Origin of the sequence: Kocuria massiliensis (assembly GCF_900169715.1) — a bacterium.
Taxonomy (GTDB): Bacteria; Actinomycetota; Actinomycetes; order Actinomycetales; family Micrococcaceae; genus Rothia; species Rothia massiliensis.
Map to the genome: position 1 here is coordinate 626,142 of NZ_LT835161.1, position 18,497 is coordinate 644,638.

An 18,497-nucleotide genomic window follows, 5' to 3' on the forward strand; every position below is an offset into this window, starting at 1 on the left:
GCCCTCTGAGCCTGGAGACACCGTGTCCACTACAGCAGCAACACCCGAAGCGAAGAAGAAGGTTGGGGCGCGTGTCCGCGTCCAAAAATTCGGCACCTTTCTCTCTTCCATGATCATGCCGAATATCGGCGCTTTCATCGCCTGGGGCCTTCTCACGGCCCTCTTCCTGTGGTCCGATGACCCTAAGGGCGGGCATGGACCATTCGCCAACGAATACATCAATGCGGCCATCGGGCCGATGGTGACCTATCTTTTGCCGATTCTTATCGCCTATACCGGCGGTAAATTGATCCACGACGTCCGTGGCGGCGTCGTCGGTGCTGTATCGACGATGGGTGTCATCCTCGCGACATCCTCGCCGGTGTTCATCGGTGACAAGCCGGGCTCGCCCATGTTCCTCGGGGCCATGATTATGGGTCCGCTGGGCGCGTGGGTCGTCAAGAAGTTCGACCGCATCATGGAAGGCCGCATTAAGCCTGGCTTCGAGATGTTGGTCAACAACTTCTCGTCCGGCATCATTGGCGCCGCGTTGGCCATTGCCTCGATGTTCTGGCTGGCACCGATCATGCACTGGCTCATGGAGATTGCCGGGGGCGCCGTCGGCTGGCTGATCGACATGAAGCTTTTGCCGCTCGCTTCGATCCTCATCGAACCGGCGAAGGTGCTGTTCCTCAATAACGCCATTAACCACGGTATTCTCACGCCGCTGGGTACGGATCAGTCCCTCGAGCAGGGAAAATCGATCCTCTTCTTGCTGGAAGCTAACCCCGGGCCGGGCCTGGGAATTCTGCTGGCGTACATGATCTTCGGTCGCGGAACAGCCCGGGCCAGCGCTCCGGCCGCCGCTCTCATCCACGCCCTCGGCGGCATCCACGAGATCTACTTCCCGTACGTTCTCATGAAGCCCCAGCTTCTCGCCGCGACCATTCTGGGCGGAATGTCCGGTGTCTTCGTCGAACTGATTTTCCACGCCGGTCTGCGTTCGCCAGCGGCGCCGGGTTCGCTCATCTTCCTCTACGTCAATGCGCCGCCGAACGCGATCCTCGGCGTCACGCTCGGATGGCTGACCGCCACGATCGTCTCGCTCCTTGTCGCGTCGATCATCCTCAAGGTGTCCAAGAAAGACGACGGCGACATCGCGAAAGCCACCGCGGACATGGAAAGCATGAAGGGCAAGAAGTCTTCGGTTTCCGGCGCCTTGGTCGGGGATCAGAATTCCGCCCGGCCGATTCAGTCGATCGTCTTCGCGTGCGACGCCGGTATGGGCTCCTCCGCGATGGGTGCCTCGGTTCTGCGGAACAAGATCAAAGACGCCGGTTTTGGACAGCAGATCACGGTGGTCAATAAGGCCATCAACTCGCTCAATGACGACTACGATTTGCTGGTTTCCCACGAGGACCTCGCCGAACGTGCCGCCGCGCCGACGCCCTCCGCTCAGCACGTGACCGTGGACAACTTCATGAGTTCCCCGCGGTACGACGAAATCGTCGAGCTCATCCGTAGCCAGCATTCAGGTGGTTCGCAAACATCTGATGCCGTTTCCGATGATGCTGCTGCCACGGATGCCACCGCTGGAACTGCAGCGGGCGCCACAGCGGCGGGCGCAACCGCAGCTGGGAATAGCGCTGTCGCCGGGGAGGGTGAGTCAGCCAAGTCCTCGGAGCCGGTGATTTTGGACCGGGCTTCCATCGTTCTCGGTGGTCGCGCAACCGATCGTGACGCCGCGATCGACGAAGCCGGTGCGTTGCTGATCGATACCGGCAAGGTGGAGCCAACCTACGTGGATTCGATGCACGAACGCGAAGCCTCGGTATCCACCTTCATGGGTAACGGCTTGGCGATTCCGCACGGAACGAACGAGGCCAAATCCGCCATTCATTCCTCAGCCATGTCCTTCGTCCGATACGACGACGGCATCGACTGGAACGGCAAGACCGCCCGCTTCGTGATCGGCATCGCCGGCGCGGGTGGGGAGCACTTGGAGCTTCTGCAGAAGATCGCCAAGACCTTCTCCAAAAAAGAGGCGGTGGCCCAGCTCGAGGCGGCCCAGTCGCCCCAAGAGATTCTCGATATTTTCGGAAAGGTGAATTCATGAAGGCTCTGCACTTCGGAGCGGGAAATATTGGTCGCGGATTCGTTGGGGTCCTGCTGCACGAAGCAGGATACGAGCTGGTCTTCGCCGACGTCGCGCAACCAGTGATCGACGCTCTGAACTCCGAAGACTCGTATACCGTCCACGAGGTTGGCGAGCAGGCTCGTGACATACAGGTCACCAACTTTTCGGGCGTCAATTCCGCCAGTGATCCGGATGCCCTGACGGAACAGATTCGAACCGCGGATATCGTCACGACCGCCGTGGGGCCGACTGTCCTCAAGATCATCGCGCCCGCCATCGCGCGCGGTCTCAAGGCTCGTGCGGAATCTGGCGCAGGCAAGGTCGCCGTGATGGCGTGTGAAAACGCCATTAACGCCACGGATGGGTTGGCCGAAGCGATCCGCGAGTCGTACCCGGAGGCAGACGACGTCGCAATCTTCGCGAACACGGCCGTGGACCGAATCGTCCCCAATCAGCCGGCAGGTCAGGGCCTTGACGTCACCGTGGAGACCTACCAAGAATGGGCCGTGGACTCGACGCCGTTCGAAGGCTCTGCTCCCGAGGTCCCCGGCATCACGTGGGTGGATGACCTCGCTCCGTACATCACGCGCAAGCTGTTTACGGTCAATACGGGCCACGCCGCCACTGCCTACTTTGGTAGCCGTGCGGGGATTCAGAAGATCTCCGACGCACTCTCAGACTCGGCCGTGCGCGCTCAGGTTGAAGCGGTACTTGCCGAAACCAAGGCCTTGCTTGTCGACAAGTTTGGTTTTGCCCCGGATGTGCAGCAGGCCTATATCGAGAAGATCCTGACACGATTCACGAACCCGCATTTGCCGGACACCGTGGACCGAGTGGGTCGTGCACCGTTGCGAAAGATTTCGCGTCATGAACGATTCGTCGGGCCGGCAGCAGAACTGGCCGAGCACGGACATCGGACTGAGGCTCTGGTCTCGGCCATCGGTGCTGCGCTGGAGTTCGACGTCGCCGAGGATGCGGAATCCGTGCAGTTGCAAGCGAAACTGGCGGAGGCTCGTGGCAACCGAGCAGCCACCGACGGCCTGGTGACTGAATGGACCGGCATCGACTCGACGCATCCGCTGTTTGCTCAGCTTTCGGAGGCCTTCGCCCACGCATCGTGACGCGCGTTGGTTCTTGCGGCCCCCTTTCCACCGTGGAGAGGGGGCCTCATTCGTTTCGTCACTAGGGTGTTGACCGCATCGTGACTTCACGTGGGATAAGCTGAGCGTATGTGTGGAATCGTTGGATACGTAGGCCAGAGCGACTCGGCCAATCGTCAGTACTATGCACTCGATGTCGTTCTCGAGGGGCTGCGACGCCTTGAGTACCGGGGCTACGACTCGGCAGGCGTTGCTGTCGTTGCCGACGGCGCGGTGGAGTACCGCAAAAAGGCAGGTAAGGTAGCCGCGCTGGACGCGGAGCTTGAGGCCAAGCCCATGCCAAACGCAACTTTGGGCATCGGCCATACCCGGTGGGCAACACACGGCGGGCCGACCGATCAGAATGCCCACCCGCACGTGGTGGACAACGGTCACCTCGCCCTGGTGCACAACGGCATCATCGAAAACTTCTCCGAATTGCGCAAAGAACTTGCCGCTCAGGGCTATGACTTCGTCTCGGAGACAGACACCGAGGTCGCGGCGACGCTGCTCGGACATATCTATAACGGCGAGGCAGAGCATGACCTCACGCTCGCCATGCAGAAGACCTCTCAGCGTCTCGAAGGCGCCTTCACTTTGCTCGCGATTCACGCGGATCAGCCGGACCGCATCGTGGCAGCCCGTCGCAACTCACCGCTCGTGATTGGCGTGGGCGAGGGCGAGAACTTCCTCGGCTCGGACGTTTCCGGCTTCATCGACTACACCAAACAGGCCGTCGAGATGGGCAACGACCAGGTCGTCACCGTCACGGCAACGGATTACCAGATCACCGATTTCGAAGGTAACCCCGCCGAGGGCAAGCCCTTCGAGGTGAAGTGGGACGCAACTCAGGCGGAAAAGGGCGGTTTCTCTTCCTTCATGGATAAAGAGATCCACGACCAGCCCGCCGCCGTGCGCGACACTTTGCTCGGTCGTCTCGATGAGAAGGGTCGGTTGACCCTCGACGAAATCCATATCGACGAGTCCGTCCTTCGCTCAGTGGATAAAATCGTCGTGATCGCTTGCGGTACGGCGGCTTACGCCGGGCAGGTTGCTCGTTACGCCATCGAACACTGGTGCCGTATTCCCACCGAAGTCGAGCTCGCTCACGAGTTCCGTTACCGCGACCCCATCGTCAACGAGAAGACCCTCGTCGTCGCGTTGTCTCAGTCCGGCGAGACCATGGACACGCTGATGGCCATCCGTCACGCCCGTGAACAGGGTGCCAAGGTCATCGCGATCTGCAACACCAACGGATCGTCGATCCCGCGTGAATCCGATGCCTCGTTGTACACGCACGCCGGACCCGAAATCGCGGTTGCTTCGACCAAGGCCTTCCTGGCCCAGATCACCGCCGCGTACTTGTTGGGCCTGTACCTGGCCCAGCTCCGCGGAAACATGTACTCCGATGAAATCGTCGAGGTGCTTGACGAGCTTCAGAAGATGCCGGAGAAGGTCCAGAAGGTCATTGACGCGGAGCAACAGGTCAAGGATCTCGGCATCCAGATGAAGGATGCTTCTTCGGTGCTCTTCCTTGGCCGTCACGTGGGCTTCCCTGTGGCTTTGGAAGGCGCCTTGAAGCTCAAGGAGATCGCCTACATCCATGCAGAAGGCTTTGCCGCGGGCGAGCTCAAGCACGGCCCGATCGCCCTGATCGAAGAGGGTCAGCCGGTCTTCGTGATCGTGCCGTCTCCTCGGGGGCGGGACTCGTTGCACGCCAAGGTAGTGTCCAACATTCAGGAGATTCGCGCTCGCGGCGCGATTACCATCGTGATCGCCGAGGAAGGCGACGAGGACGTCCAGCAGTACGCAAACCACCTGATCTACGTTCCCCAGGCGCCCTCGCTGATGCAGCCGCTCCTGGCCACGGTCCCGTTGCAGATCTTCGCCTGCGCGTTGGCCGGCGCCAAGGGTTACGACGTCGATCAGCCGCGTAACCTGGCCAAGTCGGTCACCGTCGAGTAACCATGCCGTGAAAACGCCCGTTGCATCCTGGTGCAGCGGGCGTTTCGGCTATCGGGGTGCCTCAAGTGGCGCATTCCGTCATCCACCACATCAGGCCACGAGACATCAGGAGAGTTTGCCGTGATTATGGGTTCGGGGATCGACGTCGTCGACATCGAACGTTTCTCGCACATTCTTGCCCGAACTCCCCGTCTGCGGGATCGGCTCTTCACACCCGATGAACAAGACCTCACGGACCGATCCCTCGCAGGCCGATTTGCGGTGCGTGAAGCGACCGCCAAAGCCCTTCACGCGCCGCCGGGGATGATTTGGAAGCACTGTTGGATCGAGAAGAATCGCTATGGAGCTCCTCTTCTGGTGGTCACGGGAACGATCCAGGAAACGGCTGAGCGCTTAGGCATCAATCGGTGGCACGTGAGCATCACGCACGACGGCGGAGTGGCCGTGGCGAGCGTGATCGCGGAACGACTCGACGCCGACGAGTTGGCGGCGGCGCAGATGTTAGAGGAGATCACATGGGCCTAAGAACGTATTCGGTGAGGCAAATTCGCGACGTCGAGGCTCCGGCCCTTGAGGCAGGGGAGCCGCTCATGGAGCGCGCATCCCAAGGGCTTGGTGAAGCCACCGTCCGCATGCTGTCGAATCGCACCAAGACCGCTTTCGGCAAGGAAGCGGTTTTGCTCGTGGGAAAGGGGAACAACGGCGGGGATGCCTTGTTCGCCGGAGCCTACATGCGCTCGAAGGGCGTGCAAGTGACCGCAGTATTGGTCAACGAACAATGTCACGAACAAGGCCGAGAGGCCCTGGAAAAAGCCGGTGGCAAGGTTTTCCACGCGGTCGGGACTGACGGTGAAGCCCTCGTGAATTCTGCGGTTGACCTATCGGTCCAAGCCGACGTGATCATTGACGGACTCGTCGGAACGGGCGGCCGAGGTGCCCTCCGCGGAGTGGCCAGACAGATCGTCGAAGGTCTTCGGGCCCGTTTGGAAGAAGGAGATTGTGCCAAGAACGGTCGGCAGAATCCCTACGTCATCGCGTGCGACGTTCCATCCGGCCTCGACGCCACGACAGGTGAGGCCCTCGGGCCAGTCCTTCCGGCCGACCTCACCGTGACGTTTATCGGGGCCACGTCGGGACTCGTGGCAACCCCGCACCGGAGCCTCGTGGGGCGCGTCGTCGACCTACCCATCGGATTGGCTGATCAGCTACCGGAACCCACGGTGCATGCTCTCTACGACCGGGACTTCTCGGATATTTGGCCCCTTCCACGCGAGGGGGACCATAAATACACGCGCGGTGTGCTCGGTACCGTGGTTGGGTCAGACGAATACCCGGGTGCGGGACTCATGTGTATTCGGGCGGCCTTGAATTCGGGCGTCGGTATGGTGCGGTATACGGGCGGGGACTCGTTTGCAGGGCTCGTCGGAATTTCCTGCCCCGAGGCGGTGCGCACCAGTGGCGTGGGAGCTCATCGAGTCCAGGCATGGGCCATCGGGTCTGGAGCGACTGGTCGGGACCGCGAAGTCGACATTCGCGAGGCCATCGATTCAGGCCTGCCGTTGGTGGCCGACGCCGCGGCCTTGGACATGCTGGCCCGGGACGCAGCCGACGGACGACCCGCGAAACCTCACGTGATCATGACGCCTCACGCCGGAGAGCTCGCACAGTCCCTCGAGTGGTTTGTTCGCCTCCATCTGCAAGGCGATCGGAAACTACGGGACGCTGCGTGTGACGACGGCATGGATGACGAGCGGTTCCCTGAGGACGGTTTTCCCAGCCGCAGCGAGATCGAAGAATGCCCGCTGGTATGGGCTAGGGCCGCTCAGAAGGTTCTGGGCGGGACGATCCTGCTCAAGGGATCCACCACCATCGTGGCCGGTCCGACGAAGACGTGGGCGCATTCAGGCAATAGCGGATGGCTCGCCACGGCCGGATCAGGCGACACCCTCACCGGGATTTTGGGAGCCGGAATAGCAGCGTGGGGCGCCCGAGCGGAGGCCGGGGAAGCCAGCGACGACGACTCGTGGGGGAGGGTTGCCGCTGGTGCCCTCTTGATTCAACGTCGTATGAGTTGCGTGCAACCGGGGCCCGTACCCCCGAGCATCGCAGCGTCCAGGATCCCCGACGCGATCGCCCACCTGATGGATTAGTAGGCTCCACTCGACCGGACGACGGCGCGCAAGGTTTTGACGAGGACCAAGATGTCTCCCAGAACCGACCAATTTTCCACGTAATAGAGGTCCAGCCTGGCCGATTCTTCCCACGGGAGGTCGGAGCGTCCGGAGATTTGCCACAGGCCGGTGATTCCCGGCTTGACGAGGAGCCTGCGATGGAGGTCTTCTTCGTAGCGAGAGACTTCGTCCTTCAGGGGAGGACGAGGTCCCACCAAGGACATTTCGCCGGTCAGCACGTTCCACAGCTGCGGCAATTCGTCCAAAGAGTAGCGCCGAATGAACTTGCCGACCCGGGTGATGCGTGGATCGTTGGCCATTTTAAACAGCACTCCGTGGCCCTCGTTTTGGGACATGAGTTGCTTCTTTAATTCTTCGGCGTTCGGCACCATGGAACGGAACTTGTACATGGAAAAAGGAAGGCCCTCGAGTCCTACCCGTTGCTGTGCGAAGAACACAGGTCCTCTGGGCGAGTCGATCTTGATGATGATCGCCAGAAGGAGGAAAAGCGGCGAAAGTACGAGGAGCGCGAGGCCGCTAATGAAGACGTCCAGGATTCTCTTGGCGAGTGCCGCCGGACCCCGCATGCGAGGTGTGGAGACGTGGATCAGCGGTAATCCGTTGAGCGGTTGAGTGTGGAAACGCGGCCCGGCGATATCGGTCAGTGCGGGAGCCATGATCAATCCGACGTGCTGGTCGGCCAACAGCCACCCGAGCTTGCGGAGATTCTTGGGCCAAATCATGTGCCCAGTGGATATCGCGACGACGTCGACGGCATGCTCGCGAACCGTTCGCATGATCTCTTCCGGGCGTATGCTGCGGCCGAGGAGTGGAAGATCCGAGTGCTGTGGAAGCTTCTCCGAATCCAGTCCTGCATAGTAGACGCCGATGGGGTCATAGCCGTAGTTCCGTGCGCCGCGCATCGTCTTGACCAAGTGGGCGGTGGACTCAGCATCCCCGATGACTAGGGTCCGAATGAGAGCGCCCCCTTTGTGACGCCGTCGAACAATCCAGGCCCGGAATAACCACCTCTGTGCGAGGAGAACGACGATACCGAGGGGCGCGGCGATGAGGACATAGCCGCGAGCGAGTTCGATGCCGCCGGCATAGGAGCCAATAGCTATGAACGCAAAAACCCACAGCGATGACGAAATGACCTTGCGGTACTCGTCGTTGCCCGCGCCGAGAATGCGCGAATCGCGAGAACCACCAAGCCACAAAGCGATCCACCACGCCAAACACAACGCGGTGGAGATGATCGAGTAACCGATCGAATTGTCATTTTCGATCGGGAGAATGGCATTATTGTCGGTGCCGAAGCGCAAAAACTGCGCGATGAAAACCGCGATGACGATGGCGACCGCATCGGTCGCCGACAAAACCTTCACGGCTTTTGTGCTCCACGTCATGCGGTGCGGTAACTCTCTGGTAGGCGCGGGCGCGCCCCTGGATTGCAACATAGCTCGGTGGTCCCCCTACCCCGGCTGGCGGTGCCCTCCAATCTGGCGAGATCTGGAGGCGAAATACTCTTAAGTACAACTATTGAGTATAAAGGTCTAGGCCGCCTTCAGTGGGCGGTCGAGTATGTAATTGGTTACTTTTGAGTAGTAACCGGGCAGGACGTTGTCGTCCATGGGGACGCACACCTCGAGGTCGCGTTGTGCCTCGGAGACGAAGAGCCCCGGGTCGTTGCAATCGGCGATCCCGATGGTCGGAATGCCCGCGGAAGCGGCCGCCCCGGCCCAACCATGGTCCGCCACGACGAAACTGGGCCGCCGGCCCTGATCGCCGAGTTGTTCGAGAACGCGGCGCATCGGCTCGGAAAAGTGTGTGTGGGCGAGGGAACCATACTGCTGAAACATGACGACATCGTTGATCTGACGAAGGTCCCCGCCGTTGAATTCGATGCCCTCGCGAATCGTCATGACATGTGCCCCGTTCTCGCGGGCGGTGGTGGCGAGGTGTTGATAAATGGGAAAGAGGCCCGCTGGATGTCCGGTGGCAAACAGGATGTCCGCCTCCTGGTCGACGGCCGCCCAAAACCGTTCACGGTACCGGTCCAAGGAATCGAGGCACTGGCGCGTACCAATGGTGTCCTGTCCCTCCGTATGATTCCGGTCCGGATCGATGCCGCAGCGTTCGACCATGAGATCGAAGACCTCGTCCCAGCTCCATGGATGGCGCATGTCGACGCCGAATTCGAGGTGTTCTTGGCCCTCCAGGAAGCCGGTGATATGTGCAAGGTTGATTTCCCTTGGCGTGGCGACCTGGCCTGTGATTTTGGTCTGTTCCAGGTGGCGCCCCAGCGCCTCACGATCCAGATTCGACATGGTGCTCCTCAAAACGGGTGGGGTGAGTCTGTGATGACTTCGTGGTATTCAGCAATCGGTCATAGAGGTGTGCTGTGGTGTAGGCAGCTTGGTCCCAGCCCAAGGAGCGCGCATGGGCCGCTCCTGCCTGTCCCAGACGGATCCGAGTCTCTGAATCGGAGGCTAGATCGAGGATGGCTTGGCACCACGCTTCGGGAGTCCGAGGACTCACGAGTCGGCCGGCTCGTCCGTCGTCGAGGGCGGCTCGCAGCCCGGTCACGTCTGAGGCGAGTACGGGAACCCCGCAGGCTTGGGCCTCTAGGGCCACCAGTCCGAAAGTTTCGGACGAGGAAGGGCAAGCGACGGCGTCTGCGGCCCGAAATGCCGCGGCTAATTCGACTCTGCCACTCGCCGGAAGAAATGCACATCGATCCTCGAGTCCACGCTCACGGGCCCGGGCTTTGAGTCCGTCCAGATAATCCGGTGATGCGGTGCCTCGAATCTCGAGTCGTAGCCCGGGAATGGATGGTGCAGCTAGAGCGACGGCGTCGATGAGGATTTCTGGTCCTTTCAACGGTTGGGGCCGTCCGGCGAAGACCACCAGAAACTCGTCAGGATTGCCGGCCTTCCGTGGCTCACCCGGATGAAAAGTTTCCAAGTCGACGCCGGGCGGGATGACGTGCATCCGCTCCTCGGGGGCTCCGTAGAGGTCGCTCATGTGGTGCAGCTCGTGCGGCGTATTGACCACCGTCGCGTCGGCGTTCGTCAGTAAGAAGCGTTCGACGTCGGCTCTGTGTTGCGGTTCGGGCCGCTCACCGTGGTCCGACTGAAGATTTTTGGCGAGGGCGGAGGTGTGGAGCGTCAAAACCAGCGGCGCCGAGGAACCGAGGGCGCTTCGGTAATGCATGGCAGCCTCGCCGGAGAGCCAATAATGTGCGTGGAGAACGTCCGGGCGGAGACCATGGTCGACGGCGTACCGCGAGCAGGCTTGGCCGAAAACCTCGGTCCAAGCCGAAAGCTCTTCCTTGGAGGCCCCTCGAATCTCCGGCAGATACAAGGTGTGAACCGAATACCCCGGGATAACGGTCGTCCGGCCCGAGGCGCTTCGTTCGGGATCACCGTGGCTATGGGGTACTTGTGCGACGTCGGTAGCGAGCGTAAATGCTTCGACCGAGTAGCCTTCCCGCACCAGAGCTTGCGATAGGTGGGCAACATAGACGTTGAGGCCGCCCGCGTCGCCGTCACCGGGCTGGGCTAGGGGAGAAGTGTGCATGCTGAAGAGATGCACGGAACGTTGCTCATCATGACCGGGACTCGACACATCAACCACCCTACGTGACGGGCCGAGGACTCGCCGATGATGAGTCGGACTCACGGTTCGAAAGAGCTCTGCTGCGGTGAGAGAATGAAAAAATGCTGTCCCCCCACAATTCCGCGATGACACCAGAGCCAGAACGGCAACGCCACGAGTTCCTGCTCGATCAGGCGCTGCCTGAACGCGCGGCTCTGATCGATCTCGACGCGATCGCCAGCAACGTGAAGCGCGTCAAGGAACTGATCGGGGATACCCTGCTGATCGCCGTCGTTAAGGCGGATGCCTATGGACATGGCGCCGAACCCGTTGCGCGCACCGTGATGGACGCCGGAGCAGATGCCCTCGGACTGGCGCACGTGCGCGAGGCCCTCGAACTGAGAGCCGCTGGGGTTGAGGGCCGCATGGTGGCCTGGTTGCATACGCGGGCTACAGATTTCGACGCCGCGTTGGAGGCCGACATCGAAATCGGCGTCTCCGGTTGGGACATGGAAGCCACCGCAGAAGCTTCGGCACGCACCGGCATTCCCGCCAAGGTTCACCTCAAGATCGATACGGGGCTGGGACGCAACGGATGCACGATCGCCGACTGGCCGGACATGGTTGAGCGAGCCGTCGCGCTGGAGAAACAGGGACTGCTTCGCGTCGTCGGCATCTTTTCTCACCTGGCCGTCGCCGACGAGCCCGAGCGTCCAGAAACCCAGGTGCAGCTCGACCGCTTGGAAGAAGCCGAGGCCATCGCTCATGAAGCGGGCCTCCGCCCTGAGCTGGTGCACATTGCCAATACCCCCGGAACCCTGACGTCCGTCCGATACGCGGACCGCGGCCAAGGCAACCGCATCACCCGAGATGCCGTTCGGGTGGGTCTCGCGCTCTACGGATTGTCTCCTTTGGAACGGGTTCCCCCGGAAGAATGGGGCTTGCGACCAGCCATGACCGTGCAATCGTTCATCAGTTCAGTCAAGGAGGTTCCCGCGGGTCAGGGCGTCTCTTACGGACTCCGGTACCACACCGAGCGCCCGACGACTTTGGCACTCGTTCCGGTCGGATATGCGGACGGAATACCTCGCGTCGCGACCGGCGGTCCCGTGCGGATTTATCCCACCGGCGATGCCACGGCGAACTACGCAGAGGTCGGACGGGTCGCCATGGACCAGATGGTCGTGGATCTGGGTCGTCCCGGATTGACCGATCCGTCCCTGGGTTACCTTCACGCCCCGGTCGTGATCTTTGGCTCTGGGGAGAATCCGTCAGTGAATGAATGGGCCGAGGCGGCGGGGACCATCAACTACGAAATCGTCACCCGCATGTCGCCTCGACTCGATCGGGTGTACCTCAAGGAGTCAGATTCGTGAGCGTGGAATCCACCGATCATCAGGCCTCGGAGGTAGAGATCCTGGTGAGTAGCCAAGAATCTACCGCCCGCATTGCTCATGCGCTCGCAGGGAATTTGCGAAGCGGCGACCTCGTCATCTTGACGGGCGAGTTAGGCGCGGGGAAGACCACATTTACCCGAGCTCTGGGCGAGGGGCTCGGCGTGCGCGGCAACGTCATTTCCCCGACGTTTGTGTTGTCTCGGATTCACCCCAACGATCCCGAGGGCTCTCGGCCAGGTGGACCGGATTTGGTGCACGTGGATGCTTACCGACTCGGCAGTCCGGAAGAGGTCGATGACCTCGACCTTGAATACTCGATGGATCGTTCCGTGACGGTGATCGAATGGGGCGCCGGTCTCGTCGAGCATCTTTCTGAATCTCGAATTGAGATCGTGCTCGAACGGTCGCTGGGGGACGACGCGCCCGTCATTCAGGGCGACGAGGAAGACACCGAGCCTCGCCGCATGACGATTCAATTCGTGGGACCTCGATGGCGCGTCGACGAGGTGACCAACCTTCGGCGCAAATTATGCAACGCGAGCGAAGGCTGAGCTCGGAGCAGTAGACTGTGGGCCGTGTTCATTCTCGGTTGCGATTCATCGTCCATAGCCAGCGGCGCCCTTCTCCACGTCGACGACGACGCCGCGCTGGGTGAGCCCTTCACCGGTGAGGTTGAGGTGGCCGGGCGTTTTCAGACGGAGGATACTCGTTCACACGCCGAAGCCATGGCGCCCGGTATCCAGGCCATTCTGGACGAGGCAGGTATCTCCGGCCCCGACCTCGGGATGATCCTGGCCGGCGTCGGCCCTGGACCATTCACAGGACTCCGCGCCGGAATCGCGACGGCACGCACCATGGCGTGGGCTTGGTCCGTGCCCCTTCGAGGCGTGATGAGCCTGGACGCCATCGCGGAAGGCGTGTGGCGCGATGCCGCCCGCTCGGGGCTCGAGGTGTTCCAAGTTGCCACGGACGCCCGCCGTCGAGAAGTGTATTCCGCGACGTACCGTCTCCGGACTAACGCCCCGCAGGCACCCCAGAGTTCTGGATATGACCGGATGTCCGGACCCGCCGTTGGGCCAGCCACGGACCTCGAACCGGGGCTGGTTACGGCCGGTCGCGGGGCAGCCCTTTATTCGGACGCACTGACGCCGTTGCCGGGGCATCTCGACGATGAGCCGTGGGCGGAGTGGTTGGTTCGAGCGGCTCTACGGCAAGGCTTGGCGACGGCGTCGGAGTCCACGAGCCCGTTGTACCTTCGGGAATCTGACGCACGAGTGCCCACCGGAAGGAAGCGTGCTACGCGGTGAATCAGCCGAGTATTGGTCCCCGTCCTGAGACGGAGCGGCAGCCTCCCGATCATCAGGAGCCCATCGATTCCCGTGGCTTGCCCGGTGGCTACCTGGCCCGTCCCATGACACTCTCCGACGTGGAAGCCGTGCACACGCTGGAATCGCGATTGTTCCCCGACGACGCGTGGCCCGTCGACATGTTTCTTGCGGAGCTCTGCCACCCTGTTCGTCGATACACGGTCGTTGAGTTCGGCGGGTGCGTCGTCGCGTACGCCGGCATGATGGCCGTGGCAGAGACGGGAGACGTGCAGACCATCGCCGTGGCGCCTGAGCATGAAGGCTTAGGAATCGGCCGCTGGCTCATGACTCGGATGCACCACCAGGCGGTTCGCGCGGGTGCACAGGTCATGATGCTCGAAGTCCGCGCCGATAACCACCGAGCTCAAAGGCTCTACGAATCCATGGGATACAGCTCAATTCATCGTCGTCGCGGGTACTACGCGGGCGGATGCGACGCCATCATCATGCAACTCGACCTACACGGTCCGTCCGCGACCACGACGAAGGAGGCACCCGATGCCAACCGCTGATTCTGCAGTCCAGAAGCCGATCGTTCTGGGTATCGAATCTTCGTGCGACGAGACCGGCATTGGCATCGTCGCGGGGGACACCCTCCTGACGAACACCGTGTCCTCGTCGATGGAGGACCATGTCCGATTCGGAGGCGTGATCCCCGAGATCGCCTCACGGGCCCACCTCGAAGCCATGGTACCGGCGCTCGACGCGGCGCTGGCAGAGGCCGGCCTCGAGCTGAACGACATGGACGCCATTGCGGTGACGAGTGGTCCAGGCCTGGCGGGCGCCTTGATGGTTGGGGTCAGTGCCGCCAAAGCGCTCGCCGTCGCCACGGGTAAACCCCTGTATGCAATCAATCATCTCGTGGCTCACGTGGGGGTCGGCCTCTTGGACGGCGTGGATGTTGCCCAAGGAGCCGGGGGCGACTTTCCGACCGGACTCGGTGCGCTATTAGTCTCCGGCGGTCATACCGAAATTCTCAAGGTCAATAACATCTCGTCTAACGTGCAGCTGCTCGGCGCAACCTTGGACGACGCCGCAGGGGAAGCCTACGACAAGGTCGCCCGCATCTTGGGCTTGAGTTACCCGGGAGGGCCCGCGATTGACCGTGCCGCGGCGGAGGGCAACCCTGCCACATACCGCCTGCCGCGAGGCCTGACGGCTCGCAAATATATGGGAACGCCGGAGGAACCGGGGCCGCATCGCTACGATTTCTCCTTTTCCGGACTGAAGACGGCGGTCGCGCGCGTGGTCGAGGGGATCGAGGCAGAGGGGCTCGACGTCCCCGTGGCCGATGTCGCAGCATCCTTCCAAGAGGCGGTGGCCGAGGTCATCACGGACAAAGCCATGTTGGCGTGCACCGAGAATGGGATCGACACGCTCTTGCTCGGTGGAGGCGTGGCGGCCAATTCCCGTCTGCGGGCGCTGGCAGAGCAGCGATGCGCCGACCATGGAATTCGGCTCGTCGTCCCGAAGTTGTCCTTGTGCACCGATAACGGAGCGATGGTCGCGGCATTGGGCGCTCGATTGGTCATGGGCGGGGTGGAGCCGACGGGACTCGATTTCGCCGTGGATCCATCGCTTCCCGTGACCACCGTGTCCGTGGCCTCAGCCTAAATTCCGCCCGTTCCGTGGAGGGGAAAGCCTCCTGGGTTCGTTCTAGAGGCGGCCGGTTCGGGTCGCGCTAATGGTCGATGTGACGACGTCGCGCAGGCTCCCGCCCGATTCCTCAAAAACGCGACGTTGCCGAACATATCCGGGTCCCTGCGCCAAGATCGTGGTGATGTATGCGAGTTCCGACGCGCATCCGAGGTCCTTGGCGATGGGCGCAAGTCGTTCGACGAGTTCTTCGAGCTCGACCCGGACGGGTCGGACGGACCCGCTGGCCGCAGTAATGACATCGGCATCCAGCCCGTATCGAGCGGCGCGCCACTTATTTTCTTGGGCAAACCAATGGGGGAGCGACTCAACGGTCTGGCCGTCGTCTATGGCACGAGAGGCCTCTTCGACGATGCACTGGGTCAGCGCGGCTACGGCCCCAATTTCGTCGATGGTGGCCAAACCATCGCACACGCGCATTTCGACGGTCCCGAATCGAGCCACCGGTCGAATATCCCAGCGATTTTCGGATTCCTCCGCGATCGTGTCAGCGGCAATTAATCCGTCGATATAGTCTGAGTATTCCGACCACGACGCGAATTGATACGGAATGCCGCTGGCCGGAAGCTGTTGGAAAATCATCGCTCGTTGAGACGCATATCCGGTGTCCACGCCTTCCCAATAGGGTGAGCTCGCCGTGAGCGCGAGAAGATGCGGGTAGTACCGAACGAGGCGCCGGACCACGGGAAGTGCCTTATCCCGTGAATCGAGACCGACGTGAACATGCACGCCATAAATGAGCATCTGGCGGCCCCAGTATTGCGTCCGATCCAGAACCTTTTGATAGCGGTCCTTGGAATTGACGGGCTGGTCGCTCCATCGAGTAAACGGATGTGTGCCCGCCGAATAGAGATCGATGCCTAGGGGGTCCGCACATTCCTGAAGTGCGCCCGCGAGCCGTTCAAGTTGCTGCGTGGCTTCGGCCACCGTGGTGCAGACGCCGGTTACGGCCTCAACAGTATTCGCCAGAAATTCCCCGGTCACCTGAGGAGCGAGGCTTTCGGGCTCGACAAACTCGCCATGTTGAGCCTTGACGGCCGCCAACAATTCGTCGGCCGCGGAAACGAGATCACCCGATTCTCGATCGGCGAGGGCAATCTCCCATTCGATGCCGAGGCTCGACTGCTGAGATGTGGAAAAGGGGATCATGAACGTCCTTGCGGCTAGAGTCAATTCATCTTAGCGGGGGAAGTGTGAGGGCACGAGGCCTTCTCGAGGGCGCGACACGCGAGATATTTTTCGACCGTCGGAACGACAATTCTCCGGATGGGCTACTCGATGCGACGCACAGAAAATGCTGCGCGTCGCTCTCCGTCGGGCGAATCCCACCGGGTCAGAATCAGGGTCGCCGATTTGCCCCTGGCGGACTTTTTGATGCCAGCTAGCAGCTGAGATCGAAGAGATTCGGGCACGATGTCGACGCCGCGCTTTTTGATGGTCAAACGGGTGATGCCGCTTTCGCGGACCCATTTCTTGAGTTGTTTGACCTTCATGGGCAGAACCTCCTCGATTTCCCACCCGGTGGCCCCGGGTACGTCCACGCGGTGATTCGATGTCACATACGCGATTCGAGGGTCGAGGAGGTGTCCTCGGGTCGCCGCCACGAGTCGATTCACAAGTCCCGCGCGGATCGCGGCACCGTCCGGCTCGTAGAGGTACTGCGCCGTGGGCCCGATGGGCTGCGTGTCGGCGTCGTCAAAATCTTCGTCAGATTCCAGTGAGGCGAGCACCGTGGGGGAGAGCGGGTCTGAGCTCAGGATCGTCGCGGCCTTTCGGACTCCCGGACGGGCGAGAGCGTTGAACCACAAAACGAGTTCGACGACGTCGCCCCCGCAACTGACCCATTCCGCTTCGGCGTTATCGGGGATAGCGGCGTGGTCCATTCCCGGGCCCATCTTGACGCCCATCGGCATGCCTCGCTCCGCCCATGCGGTGATGGCAGAAAACGGCGGCGAGAATGCCTCGGGATCGAAGAGGCGCGAGGTCGTCCCTCCCGAGGTCTCTCGACGGGCCGGGTCCAGCCAGAGCCCCTGGACGGGCCGCCCGTCGGACGTCTTTAGGCGTGAGGGGTCGAGGGACATGACGTCCGCCTCGCGAACCTCGGAGAGGGGGAAAGCCGAGAGATTGTGACGGGCGGCGGTCGCGGTGTGTGGGTCGATGTCGACGGATACCACCGCCACCCCCGCGCGAAGCAATGCGGCCGAATCCGCGCCCAAGCCGCACCCGAGGTCCGCCACGGTGTCGATCCCGGCATTGGCGAAACGGAGAGCGTGGCGGTCGGCTACGCCTCGACGCGTGGCTTGTTCGAGTCCGGTGCGCGTAAAGAGGGAGGTAGAGGCTTCGGGGCCCCACTTGGCGGTGGCGTCTCGGCGCAATTTGGCTTGGGTCAGCACGGCAGAGACGCGGTCGGGTTCCAATCCTTGATCTCTCAGCGAGGCGGAGAGCTGGAGAACTTCTGAGTCTCGGTACTCGAGTGTCTCGAGCATTGCGAGTTCGGCGGAGGAGAAGAGTTCGGGCACGCGCCCACTGTAACCAGACGAGGCGGGATCAAACGGGTTACCACCACGCTATCCGCGAAACTTAGCACTCGCCTTGACCCTGTGCTAAGGCCGGGAATAGAGTCGTGTCTAGCACTCTGGGACTTAGGGTGCTAACTGGGCCTGGCGCTCAATCGGCACCGCGACGACGGTTGGCACGCCCCACACGGCTCACGCCATTGTATTGATCCATCCAAGGAAGAAGGTCACTATGTCCGTCTCCATCAAGCCCCTCGAAGACCGCATTGTCGTTCAGCCCGTCGAGGCAGAGCAGACCACCGCATCCGGCCTCGTGATTCCGGATACCGCCAAGGAAAAGCCCCAGGAGGGCAAGGTCGTGGCCGTGGGCCCCGGCCGCGTTGATGACAAGGGCAACCGCGTTCCCGTCGACGTCCAGGAAGGCGACGTCGTCATCTACTCGAAGTACGGCGGAACCGAGGTTAAGTACTCGGGTCAGGAATTCCTCGTGCTGTCCGCGCGCGACGTGTTGGCCATCGTCGAGAAGTAAATTTCGACGCGTTCGCATCGTCCAGTAGATCCGTAAGGAGT

General features: G+C 61.8%; 16 protein-coding genes. 11 read left to right on the plus strand and 5 right to left on the minus strand.

All coding sequences use genetic code 11. The annotated features are described in order from the left end of the window. Positions 1 to 22 precede the first annotated feature (22 nt). The 5 genes from B9Y51_RS07170 to B9Y51_RS07190 all read left to right on the plus strand — a co-directional run bounded on the left by B9Y51_RS07170 (position 23) and on the right by B9Y51_RS07190 (position 7,370). On the plus strand, positions 23 to 2,095 hold the full coding sequence (locus B9Y51_RS07170) for a PTS mannitol transporter subunit IICBA (RefSeq protein WP_281252086.1): 2,073 nt from the start codon (positions 23 to 25) through the stop codon (positions 2,093 to 2,095). Beyond that, positions 2,092 to 3,237, plus strand: a complete 1,146-nt coding sequence (locus B9Y51_RS07175; RefSeq protein WP_085529255.1) for a mannitol-1-phosphate 5-dehydrogenase — start codon at positions 2,092 to 2,094, stop codon at positions 3,235 to 3,237. Before B9Y51_RS07170 ends, B9Y51_RS07175 begins: the two co-directional genes overlap by 4 nt. A gap of 108 nt (positions 3,238 to 3,345) precedes the next feature. Then, the gene (glmS, locus tag B9Y51_RS07180) at positions 3,346 to 5,220 is read left to right on the plus strand and encodes a glutamine--fructose-6-phosphate transaminase (isomerizing) (protein WP_085529256.1); all 1,875 of its coding nucleotides are present in this window, start codon (positions 3,346 to 3,348) and stop codon (positions 5,218 to 5,220) included. Positions 5,221 to 5,340: 120 nt separating this feature from the next. Beyond that, positions 5,341 to 5,745 carry a holo-ACP synthase gene (locus B9Y51_RS07185; protein WP_048682664.1) on the plus strand — a complete coding sequence of 135 codons (405 nt, stop codon included), beginning with the start codon at positions 5,341 to 5,343 and terminating at the stop codon, positions 5,743 to 5,745. Continuing rightward, positions 5,736 to 7,370: an NAD(P)H-hydrate epimerase gene (locus tag B9Y51_RS07190; protein ID WP_085529257.1), complete on the plus strand. Its 1,635-nt coding sequence runs from the start codon at positions 5,736 to 5,738 to the stop codon at positions 7,368 to 7,370. Before B9Y51_RS07185 ends, B9Y51_RS07190 begins: the two co-directional genes overlap by 10 nt. On the opposite strand, the gene B9Y51_RS07195 is transcribed toward B9Y51_RS07190, so the two are convergent. The 3 genes from B9Y51_RS07195 to B9Y51_RS07205 form a co-directional block, all read right to left on the minus strand. Continuing rightward, a complete protein-coding gene (locus B9Y51_RS07195; RefSeq protein WP_143468019.1) occupies positions 7,367 to 8,800 on the minus strand; it encodes a sugar transferase in 1,434 nt (477 codons plus the stop codon). The genes B9Y51_RS07190 and B9Y51_RS07195 overlap by 4 nt on opposite strands. Positions 8,801 to 8,947: 147 nt before the next feature. Beyond that, entirely contained in the window at positions 8,948 to 9,721 is a 774-nt protein-coding gene (locus tag B9Y51_RS07200; RefSeq protein ID WP_085529259.1) for a phosphatase, read from the minus strand. Continuing rightward, on the minus strand, positions 9,702 to 11,021 hold the full coding sequence (locus B9Y51_RS07205) for a glycosyltransferase (protein WP_143468020.1): 1,320 nt from the start codon (positions 11,019 to 11,021) through the stop codon (positions 9,702 to 9,704). Before B9Y51_RS07205 ends, B9Y51_RS07200 begins: the two co-directional genes overlap by 20 nt. Positions 11,022 to 11,137: 116 nt before the next feature. Here B9Y51_RS07205 and alr point away from each other — a divergent pair, with 116 nt between their 5' ends. From alr to tsaD, 5 genes are read left to right on the plus strand one after another with little or no spacing between them, the layout of a single operon-like run. After that, the gene (gene alr / locus B9Y51_RS07210) at positions 11,138 to 12,367 is read left to right on the plus strand and encodes an alanine racemase (RefSeq protein WP_085529711.1); all 1,230 of its coding nucleotides are present in this window, start codon (positions 11,138 to 11,140) and stop codon (positions 12,365 to 12,367) included. A gap of 2 nt (positions 12,368 to 12,369) precedes the next feature. Beyond that, positions 12,370 to 12,939 (plus strand): tRNA (adenosine(37)-N6)-threonylcarbamoyltransferase complex ATPase subunit type 1 TsaE, encoded by a 570-nt coding sequence (gene tsaE, locus B9Y51_RS07215; RefSeq protein ID WP_048682767.1) that lies wholly within the window; start codon positions 12,370 to 12,372, stop codon positions 12,937 to 12,939. Between the two features lie 24 nt (positions 12,940 to 12,963). Continuing rightward, positions 12,964 to 13,695, plus strand: a complete 732-nt coding sequence (tsaB, locus tag B9Y51_RS07220; RefSeq protein ID WP_085529262.1) for a tRNA (adenosine(37)-N6)-threonylcarbamoyltransferase complex dimerization subunit type 1 TsaB — start codon at positions 12,964 to 12,966, stop codon at positions 13,693 to 13,695. Further along, on the plus strand, positions 13,692 to 14,267 hold the full coding sequence (gene rimI / locus B9Y51_RS07225) for a ribosomal protein S18-alanine N-acetyltransferase (RefSeq protein WP_245826091.1): 576 nt from the start codon (positions 13,692 to 13,694) through the stop codon (positions 14,265 to 14,267). Before tsaB ends, rimI begins: the two co-directional genes overlap by 4 nt. Then, entirely contained in the window at positions 14,254 to 15,369 is a 1,116-nt protein-coding gene (gene tsaD / locus B9Y51_RS07230) for a tRNA (adenosine(37)-N6)-threonylcarbamoyltransferase complex transferase subunit TsaD (RefSeq protein ID WP_085529263.1), read from the plus strand. The genes rimI and tsaD overlap by 14 nt, the downstream gene beginning before the upstream one ends. 42 nt (positions 15,370 to 15,411) lie before the next feature. On the opposite strand, the gene B9Y51_RS07235 is transcribed toward tsaD, so the two are convergent. Then, positions 15,412 to 16,560 (minus strand): glutamate--cysteine ligase, encoded by a 1,149-nt coding sequence (locus B9Y51_RS07235; protein ID WP_085529264.1) that lies wholly within the window; start codon positions 16,558 to 16,560, stop codon positions 15,412 to 15,414. 122 nt (positions 16,561 to 16,682) lie between these two features. Beyond that, entirely contained in the window at positions 16,683 to 17,930 is a 1,248-nt protein-coding gene (locus tag B9Y51_RS07240) for a class I SAM-dependent methyltransferase (RefSeq protein ID WP_245826093.1), read from the minus strand. Positions 17,931 to 18,159: 229 nt separating this feature from the next. Here B9Y51_RS07240 and groES point away from each other — a divergent pair, with 229 nt between their 5' ends. Beyond that, positions 18,160 to 18,456 carry a co-chaperone GroES gene (gene groES / locus B9Y51_RS07245; protein ID WP_048682639.1) on the plus strand — a complete coding sequence of 99 codons (297 nt, stop codon included), beginning with the start codon at positions 18,160 to 18,162 and terminating at the stop codon, positions 18,454 to 18,456. Positions 18,457 to 18,497 lie beyond the last annotated feature (41 nt).

What these genes read in the sequence shown, in the direction of transcription:
- B9Y51_RS07190 (WP_085529257.1), top strand. Translation starts at nt 5,736, where the DNA reads ATGGGCCTAAGAACGTATTCGGTGAGGCAAATTCGCGACGTCGAGGCT.
- B9Y51_RS07200 (WP_085529259.1), bottom strand. Translation starts at nt 9,721, where the DNA reads ATGTCGAATCTGGATCGTGAGGCGCTGGGGCGCCACCTGGAACAGACC.
- tsaD (WP_085529263.1), top strand. Translation starts at nt 14,254, where the DNA reads ATGCCAACCGCTGATTCTGCAGTCCAGAAGCCGATCGTTCTGGGTATC.
- glmS (WP_085529256.1), top strand. Translation starts at nt 3,346, where the DNA reads ATGTGTGGAATCGTTGGATACGTAGGCCAGAGCGACTCGGCCAATCGT.
- groES (WP_048682639.1), top strand. Translation starts at nt 18,160, where the DNA reads ATGTCCGTCTCCATCAAGCCCCTCGAAGACCGCATTGTCGTTCAGCCC.
- B9Y51_RS07175 (WP_085529255.1), top strand. Translation starts at nt 2,092, where the DNA reads ATGAAGGCTCTGCACTTCGGAGCGGGAAATATTGGTCGCGGATTCGTT.
- B9Y51_RS07195 (WP_143468019.1), bottom strand. Translation starts at nt 8,800, where the DNA reads ATGACGTGGAGCACAAAAGCCGTGAAGGTTTTGTCGGCGACCGATGCG.
- B9Y51_RS07235 (WP_085529264.1), bottom strand. Translation starts at nt 16,560, where the DNA reads ATGATCCCCTTTTCCACATCTCAGCAGTCGAGCCTCGGCATCGAATGG.
- alr (WP_085529711.1), top strand. Translation starts at nt 11,138, where the DNA reads ATGACACCAGAGCCAGAACGGCAACGCCACGAGTTCCTGCTCGATCAG.